6 protein-coding genes and 2 pseudogenes are annotated in these 7,048 nt (G+C 66.2%); 2 read left to right on the forward strand and 6 right to left on the reverse strand.

Annotated features, from left to right (window positions below; all coding sequences use genetic code 11):
- Positions 1–114 precede the first annotated feature (114 nt).
- The 3 genes from CV1CTNOD_RS18440 to CV1CTNOD_RS18450 all read right to left on the reverse strand — a co-directional run bounded on the left by CV1CTNOD_RS18440 (position 115) and on the right by CV1CTNOD_RS18450 (position 3,640).
- Complete coding sequence (locus CV1CTNOD_RS18440; protein WP_242606814.1) at positions 115–1,086, reverse strand: NUDIX hydrolase; 972 nt, start codon at positions 1,084–1,086, stop codon at positions 115–117.
- 489 nt (positions 1,087–1,575) lie between these two features.
- Positions 1,576–2,502, reverse strand: a complete 927-nt coding sequence (locus CV1CTNOD_RS18445) for an oxidoreductase (protein WP_131787267.1) — start codon at positions 2,500–2,502, stop codon at positions 1,576–1,578.
- A 184-nt stretch (positions 2,503–2,686) separates the two neighbouring features.
- Positions 2,687–3,640 carry an SDR family NAD(P)-dependent oxidoreductase gene (locus CV1CTNOD_RS18450; protein ID WP_131787268.1) on the reverse strand — a complete coding sequence of 318 codons (954 nt, stop codon included), beginning with the start codon at positions 3,638–3,640 and terminating at the stop codon, positions 2,687–2,689.
- Between the two features lie 194 nt (positions 3,641–3,834).
- On the opposite strand from CV1CTNOD_RS18450, the gene CV1CTNOD_RS18455 reads away from it, so the two are divergent.
- Complete coding sequence (locus CV1CTNOD_RS18455; RefSeq protein WP_131787269.1) at positions 3,835–4,593, forward strand: MerR family transcriptional regulator; 759 nt, start codon at positions 3,835–3,837, stop codon at positions 4,591–4,593.
- A gap of 468 nt (positions 4,594–5,061) precedes the next feature.
- On the forward strand, positions 5,062–5,634 hold the full coding sequence (locus CV1CTNOD_RS18460) for a PaaI family thioesterase (protein ID WP_131787270.1): 573 nt from the start codon (positions 5,062–5,064) through the stop codon (positions 5,632–5,634).
- A gap of 92 nt (positions 5,635–5,726) precedes the next feature.
- Here CV1CTNOD_RS18460 and CV1CTNOD_RS18465 read toward each other — a convergent pair whose 3' ends face one another.
- The 3 genes and pseudogenes from CV1CTNOD_RS18465 to CV1CTNOD_RS18475 form a co-directional block, all read right to left on the reverse strand.
- Positions 5,727–6,074 carry an acyl carrier protein gene (locus tag CV1CTNOD_RS18465; protein ID WP_131787271.1) on the reverse strand — a complete coding sequence of 116 codons (348 nt, stop codon included), beginning with the start codon at positions 6,072–6,074 and terminating at the stop codon, positions 5,727–5,729.
- A gap of 221 nt (positions 6,075–6,295) precedes the next feature.
- Positions 6,296–6,640: pseudogene (locus CV1CTNOD_RS28430) on the reverse strand (condensation domain-containing protein); the annotation flags it as partial.
- 146 nt (positions 6,641–6,786) lie between these two features.
- Positions 6,787–7,048, reverse strand: a pseudogene (locus CV1CTNOD_RS18475) (beta-ketoacyl-ACP synthase); the annotation flags it as partial.

Raw genomic sequence — 7,048 nt, forward strand, 5'->3', positions numbered from 1 at the left:
GGATGAATTCCACGGCTTCATCGATCGTGGTCGGGGCGGGCGGCGGCACCGGGCCCGGCGCGTCCGGCGTGTGGGTCATGCCCGTGGCGCCTGCTGTCATGCCTGTCGTGTTTGTCATGCGCTCTGCTCCCGTGCGGGGCGCAGCAGTGCCGGGTGCAGCAGGCGGGCGGTGCCGGCGCGGTAAAGCCGGGCGCGGCGTCCGCCACGGGCCCCGCCGCGGACGGTGGCGGCACCGGTGTCCTCGACGAAACCGGGGGTGGACAGCACCTTCCGGTGGAAATTTCCGGGGTGCAGGGATTCTCCCCACACGGCCTCGTAGACCTCGCGGAGTTCGGTGACGGTGAACTGCTCGCCGGCGAACGCAGTTGCCAGCGACGTGTACTCAAGTTTGGATCGGGCTCGCTCGAAGCCGTCGGCGAGGATGCGGGCGTGGTCGAACGCCAGTCCGTGCGGGTCGATCGTGTCGACCGCGTCGGCCGGGACCCAGGCGGCCGCACCGGCGTCACCACCGGCGGTGGGATCGGGCAGGTCCGGAGCGAAGACCAGGTGGGCGACGGAGACCACACGCATGCGCGGGTCGCGCCCGGGTGCGCCGTATGTGCCGAGCTGCTCGAGGTGGACCCGCCCCAGCTCGTACGGGGTGGTGACGGTGGCGCCCGACGCGGCGAGCCCGGTCTCCTCCGCCAGTTCACGGACGGCGGCCTGCGGGAGGTCCTCCTCGTGGCGGGTGCCGTCCTGGGCGATGCGCGTACGGACGAAACCTCCGGGCAGGGACCAGCGACCCGCATACGGCATTTCGCCACGACGCACCAGCAGGACGTGCAGGACGCGCCGGTCCACCCGGCCACCGGCTTCCAGCACATCCGTTCGATTACGGATCGTCAACGCAACGACGTCGACGGTAACCGCAATCAGGTCATAGACACGAGGGTCGTACGAGGCGAGCCAGCGCCCCTCCTCCGCTGGAACACCCCCCGGCCCCTCCACCGGGACGGCTCCCGGCCGGCAGCCACCTGGCACACCGGACGTCGGCGGGAACCGGGACTCCACCGGGTCCATCAACCGCTCCCTCCTGGGCATCGGCATGCTGACACCAGTTCTTCTCAACTAGAGATTTTCTCGATTCGAGAAGAACATATCGGACGCCAGGACGAACCGCAAGAGGGCGAACCACCGGCGGAGGGGCCGCCGGAGGGGCGGACTGCTGATCGTCCCCAGGCGCGCCTCCTACCCGAGCCGGGAGACAGCGTCCCGAGCCGAGCCACAACGCAAACAACTTGATTCGCACCGAGCGGGAACTCAGTGTGACCTTCGGTCAAGGGGCCCGACCGAAGCGCGGCGGTCCGCATGCACCCGCCTCTGTCTCGCTCTTGTGGACGCGGAGCTGCTGGCCGACGCGTCACCACCGCTGCTTTCGACCTTTCGACATCAGGCATCGGACGACGTAGAGCCATCGGATCCGCTCAGGTCCCGCAGGCCTGGGCCTTCCGGACCTGCCGGATCGGCGTCCGGACCCCGGACGCCAGACGCATGATCGCTCCGCCTTTGGTCCTCTGAGCCCGCTTCAAGCAAAGATCATTTAGCGGGAGCGAAATGATACCGGGCTCCAGTGAGTTCTTCGGAGAGACGCCAGAGCCGTTCGGCGGCGTCAGGGTCCAGGGCTGTTTTGACGGGTTGGACAACCGTGGGATAACCCTTGGATTCACCGCGTTCACCGGGACCGATGAACTGGCCGCCTTCGGCGTCCGGATGAGTGGCAGCATACAACTGGCTCAGTGCCCCTGTCCCGGCATCCTTGGCGATGAACCGGTTGGTGATTTTCAGTACCAGGTTCAGCAGTCCGGTCGGCCCGGCGGACTGCAGGTTCGTAGCCGCATAGCCCGGGTGGGCCATGAGGCTTCGTACCGGCGCCGCGCCCTCCCGCAGCCGGCGGTCCAGTTCCAACCCGAAAAGGATGTTGGCGAACTTCGACTGGGCATAGAACGTGACCGGGAAATACCTGCGTTCGCCGTTGAGGTTGTCCCAGTGGATGGAGCCGTTTTTGTGCAGGGCGGAACTGACTGTGACGACACGCCCGCCACTACCGGCCGCCAATACGTCCAGGAGCAGTCCGGTGAGTGCGAAGTGCGCGAGGTGATTGACGCCGAACTGCACCTCGAAGCCCTGTGCGGTGAGCGATCGCGGCGGCATCATGATCCCCGCATTGTTCACCAGTACGTCGACGGGTATCCCGTCCGCGATGACACCCTTGGCAAAGGTGCTGACCGACTCCAGGTCCGAAAGGTCGAGACGGCGCACCTCCAGACGTGCCTCCGGTTGCCCCGCACGCAGTTTCTCCAGCGCCTCCTCACCCCTGGCTTCGTTGCGGACGGCCATGATGACATGGGCACCATGGCGCGCCAGCTCTCGGGTTGTGATGTAACCAAGCCCGCTGTTGGCCCCGGTCACAATGAAGGTCCTGCCAGTCTGATCGGGAATATCGTCAGCGGTCCAGCGACTCATAGCGGTTCCACACTCCGGTGTTCTTGGCCGATGATCCGTTCATACCCGTACCGACTTCCGAGAAGAAGTCCGTACGCCTTCTCAACCCAACAGCAGTTTTCTCTCAACAGCAATTGCAGCGCGTCACGGGAAATGGACCTATGTACTGTGCGTGGCGTCCGGGGCACGACAGCCGGTGGAGAAGTCAGTTCGGCGGCGCGGCCCCCGCGGGCATGATGCTCCTACCTCCCGCGGTGGCACCTCCGTCGACGAGTACCGAAGAGCCCGTCATGTAGCTGAACTCGTCGGATGCCAGCGCCAGCACAACGCGGGCGATCTCCTCGGGTTCGGCCATCCGTTGCAGTCCGCCGATGTTCAGTGGTCCCCATGCCTTCTTGAACTGCTCCCAGACCGCGTCGTCGAGACCCGGTGGACGCACCAGCGGGGTGTCGGTGGTGCCGGGGAGCAGGGCATTGATCCGGATGCCCTTCGAGCCGTAGTCGAGCGCGGCGGACTTCACCATGCCTTCGACCGCGCGCTTGCTGGCGGTGTAGCCCGCGTGCCCGGGGCGAGCCCTCTCCGCCCCGGACGAGGACATGCAGATGATCACACCACGCCCGGCCCTGATCATGTGCGGGATCTCGTATTTGATCGCCAGGAACACCCCTCGACTGTTCGTGGCGGTGATGTCGTCCCATTCTTCGACGCCGGTTTCGTGGAGCGGCTTGGAGAACTCGATGCCGGCGTTGTTGAAGGCGATGTCGAGACCTCCGTACGTCGCGGCGACCCGGTCGACAAAGGACTGCACCTGCGCCGGTACCCGGACGTCGGCCTTTACGTACACGGCCTTGCCACCGGTCTGGCGGATTTCCTGCTCGACCTGCCGGCCGAGGTTCTCCCTGCGTCCGCAGAACCCGACCTGGGCGCCTTCGGCGGCGAATGCCTTTGCGGTGGCCCGGCCGATTCCGGAGGTGGCCCCGGTGATGACGACCGTCCTACCGGCAAAGCGGGGTGGCTGTGCGGCCTGCGGCACCCCCTGCGACGCAGGCTCGACATGGGCCGGGGCTGTCAGGCCGAGGGCGGCCGTACCGGTCAGCCCGGCAAGTGTTCCGATCATCGAGCGCCGACTGGTCGCGGCGCTCGTCGGTACTGCCGTCATGCCGTTCTCCTGTTCTGGCGCACCTTCGTGGCAGGGGGCTCGACCCCGGTCGAGTGATCGGTACGGATGGTCTGGCAGTATCGGCCCATGATGAAACGATGACTATTGATACTTTAGCTATCAATATCTGGCAGCTACGATTACACGCGGACGGCGGCGAGCGCAAGTCCCTGGTTCGGAGGTGCAGGGCCACCATGCGTATCGCGGAACTGAGCCGCCATACCGGCGTGCCCATCCCGACGATCAAGTACTACGTACGTGAGGACCTGCTGCCACCCGGCGAACGAACCAACTGGAACCAGGTGCAGTACGACGACTCACACGTCCGGCGGCTCCGGCTGGTTCGGGCACTTGTCGACGTCGGTGGCCTGTCCATCGCAGCCACCCGCGAGGTGCTGGCGAAGATCGACTCACCTGGCGGAACCACGCACGACACCTTGGGCAAGGTGCAGTACGCCCTGACTTCGCAGCAGGAGGGCCGTGCCGGCGACGGGCCTGATACCGAGGCGTCACGCGAGGCCGACGAGATGATCAATCGGCGTGGATGGCAGATCAAATCCACCAGCCCGGCCCGCCACGACCTCGCGGAATTGCTCGCGGCGCTGCACGGACTGGGCCAGGAGGACTTCACCGCGGTGCTGGACGACTACGCGCAGGCGGCGGAACACCTCGCCGCCTGCGAGCTGAGCCTGATCCGCCGCCGGACCGACCTTGAAGGCATGCTCGAAACCGTGGCCATCTGGACCACACTCGGCGACCGGGTGATGGCCGCGATGCGCCGACTGGCCCAGGAGGACGCCTCCGCCCGGGTCGGGAACACTACCGTGCCATCCGCGGCCGCGAACAATACCGTGCCGCCGGCGGCCGCGGACCCGCTCGGAGCGATCGGCCAGCGACCGATCGACCAGCAGGAGGCGGGCAGCACGGCGGAGGCCGACAACAGGGCGGGGTAAGCCCCTTGGTCTCCCCGCACACAACACCCGCTGCCACGTTCCAACCACGGGCGCGTACAACTCGGGTTCTCGCAGAAAACACGAGAAAACGCATACAAACTGCGCTCGTCATAGCGAGCCACCGGCGGGTCACACCGCCATATCCCGTGATCCGGAAGATCGCCGACGACGACGGGGTTAATTTTTGTCCAATTGCACCGAAGGGCGCAATGAATCGCAGCCGCCGGCCGACGCTGGAGCGCCACGGCCGCCCATCCGAACATACTATCGACCGATAGTGTCGGACGACTCCTGGTACTCTGCTCCACGGCTTCGACTAGAAAAAGGCGATCGGGTCGATCGAGAGCAGGGAGACTGCGGGATGCCAACCGCCGACACCAGCCAGAACGTACTCGTTTTCGACATCTCCCGTCACTCCGGGAACTCCGGGAACTCCGGGAACCAGCGGGCCACAGCCGAGGTGCCGGCATGACACTCCCCCACACGACGGCCCCTCATGACAGCCGCCCCCCGGGGGAGTTTCCCGCCGACGAACATCCCGGCGAGGCGATCGCGGTTCCCTGGTCAGTGGTGTCGGACTATCGCTGTTTCGGCTGTTCTCCGCACAACGAGCAGGGGCTTCAGCTGCAGTTCCGGACCCATCCGGAGGGGGTGCAGGCCCGCTTCCGCTTCGGACGGGCACACGAGTCGTACCCGGGGGTCGTGCACGGCGGCCTGACCGGGGTGGTGTGCGACGAGATCATGGGCAACCTGATCGTGCTGCGGACCGGGCTGACGGCGTTCACCACCACCATGAAGGTGCGCTACATCCTGCCGCTGCTCATCGGGACGACATATGACTGCGTCGCCCGGCTGCGAACCCAGGACGAGGGGAAGCCGGGCAACAGGCTCACCCATGCCACCGCCGAAATCCTCAGTCTGGACGGCGACACGATGGCCACGGCCACGGCCAGCTACCAACTGGTCAGCATGCAGGCGGCACGCCGGCACCTCGCTCTCGACGATGCCGACGCCGACCGTCTGCGGAACGTGATGTCCTAGCGCCGGAACGGGCAGGCGTTCGAGCCGCATCCCAACGGGCAGCACGCGTAGATGCACGACGAGCCGGGTCACACCGGAGCACCGGCACCGTGTCAGGAGCCCCACGGCCACGGCCGGGCTCGCCAGTTGCCGGACACGTCGAGAAGCGTCGCCGCGCCGCCCGGAGCCAGTTCCGCAGCAAAATTCTCTACGTATGCCCGAATGGTCGGGTGCTCGGCGAACACCGAGGCGCGGACGTCCTGCTCCAGCTCCGCGCTCAGCTTTGCCGCAACCTCGATCAGATTCAGGGAGTCCAGCCCGGCGTCGAAGAGGCTCTGGTCCGGGTCCACGGCCTGTGGGTCGTCCAACCCGAGCATCTCGGCGACCTCACGTTGGATGAAGTCGATGAGGACCGTGTGTCTCTCGCGGCCCTCGGCCGCCTCGACCCGGTGGCGCAGCATCGGCTCTTTCGGCTCTTTCGGCTCTTTCGGCGCGGCGCCCTGGCCCACACCGTGGTATTTCTCATACGCCTCGTCCTGGGCCTGGGTGCGGCTCCGGGCCTGGGCCGATCTTGCTGCCTGCCAACGACTCCGCCACCGCGACGTCCGGGTCTGTCCTCCACGAGGTACTGACGCAGGCCGTGCTGCTGTGCAGCCGCGTCCAACTGCCGCCAGCCCTGCTTGTGCAATGTGATGTTAACGTTTTCGTGTACAACCTGGATCGGGCCGTCCGGATGCTCCACCTGGAGGGTGGTCCGCAGCGCCGGATGCCAGTCGGAGAGCTCTCGCAACGCCTGCTCGAACACCGCCTGATTCATCTTCTCATGCAGGGTGAGCAGCTTCTGTAGAATGTAGACGCCTTCGCCGGGAGCGCTGATGCTGTGCAGCAGCATCGCATGCTGCACCGGCGACAGGGGAAACCTTTCAACTTCTCCGTCCGGCTGCCCGGGGTCGGGTGGGAGTGGTGAAGTCAGGAGAACTCTCGAGACGCGGTGCTCGCCCGGGTCCGGCACGTCTGGGCCTCCCATTGAACCGAGCCGGTTGCTCTGCTTCCGGCGACGGACCCACCTTGAAAGCAACCCGGTGGGCAGGCGATCTACACGACAGAGATACGATCTCGTTTCTTCGAATGGCCGTCGGCGGGTTCGCTGTTTTCGGGGGGTGGAAGCGGGTTTCAGGGGGTGAAGGCGAGACAGACGTCGTGCCCACCGAAACCGAACGAGTTCGACAGGGCTGCGCCGGAGGGAATGGAACGGTTGTCGATGGAGACCACGTCGAGATCGATGTCGTCGTCGAGGGCGTCGAGGTTACGGGTGGCCGGCACGGTCCGGTCCCGCAATGCGAGGACGGATATCACGGCCTCGACGGCCCCGGCGGCACCCAGCAGGTGCCCGGTCATGGACTTGGTGGAGGTCACGGCCACGCTGTCCAGAGCG

Origin of the sequence: Protofrankia symbiont of Coriaria ruscifolia (assembly GCF_900634745.1) — a bacterium.
In the GTDB taxonomy this organism is placed as follows: Bacteria; Actinomycetota; Actinomycetes; order Frankiales; family Frankiaceae; genus Protofrankia; species Protofrankia californiensis.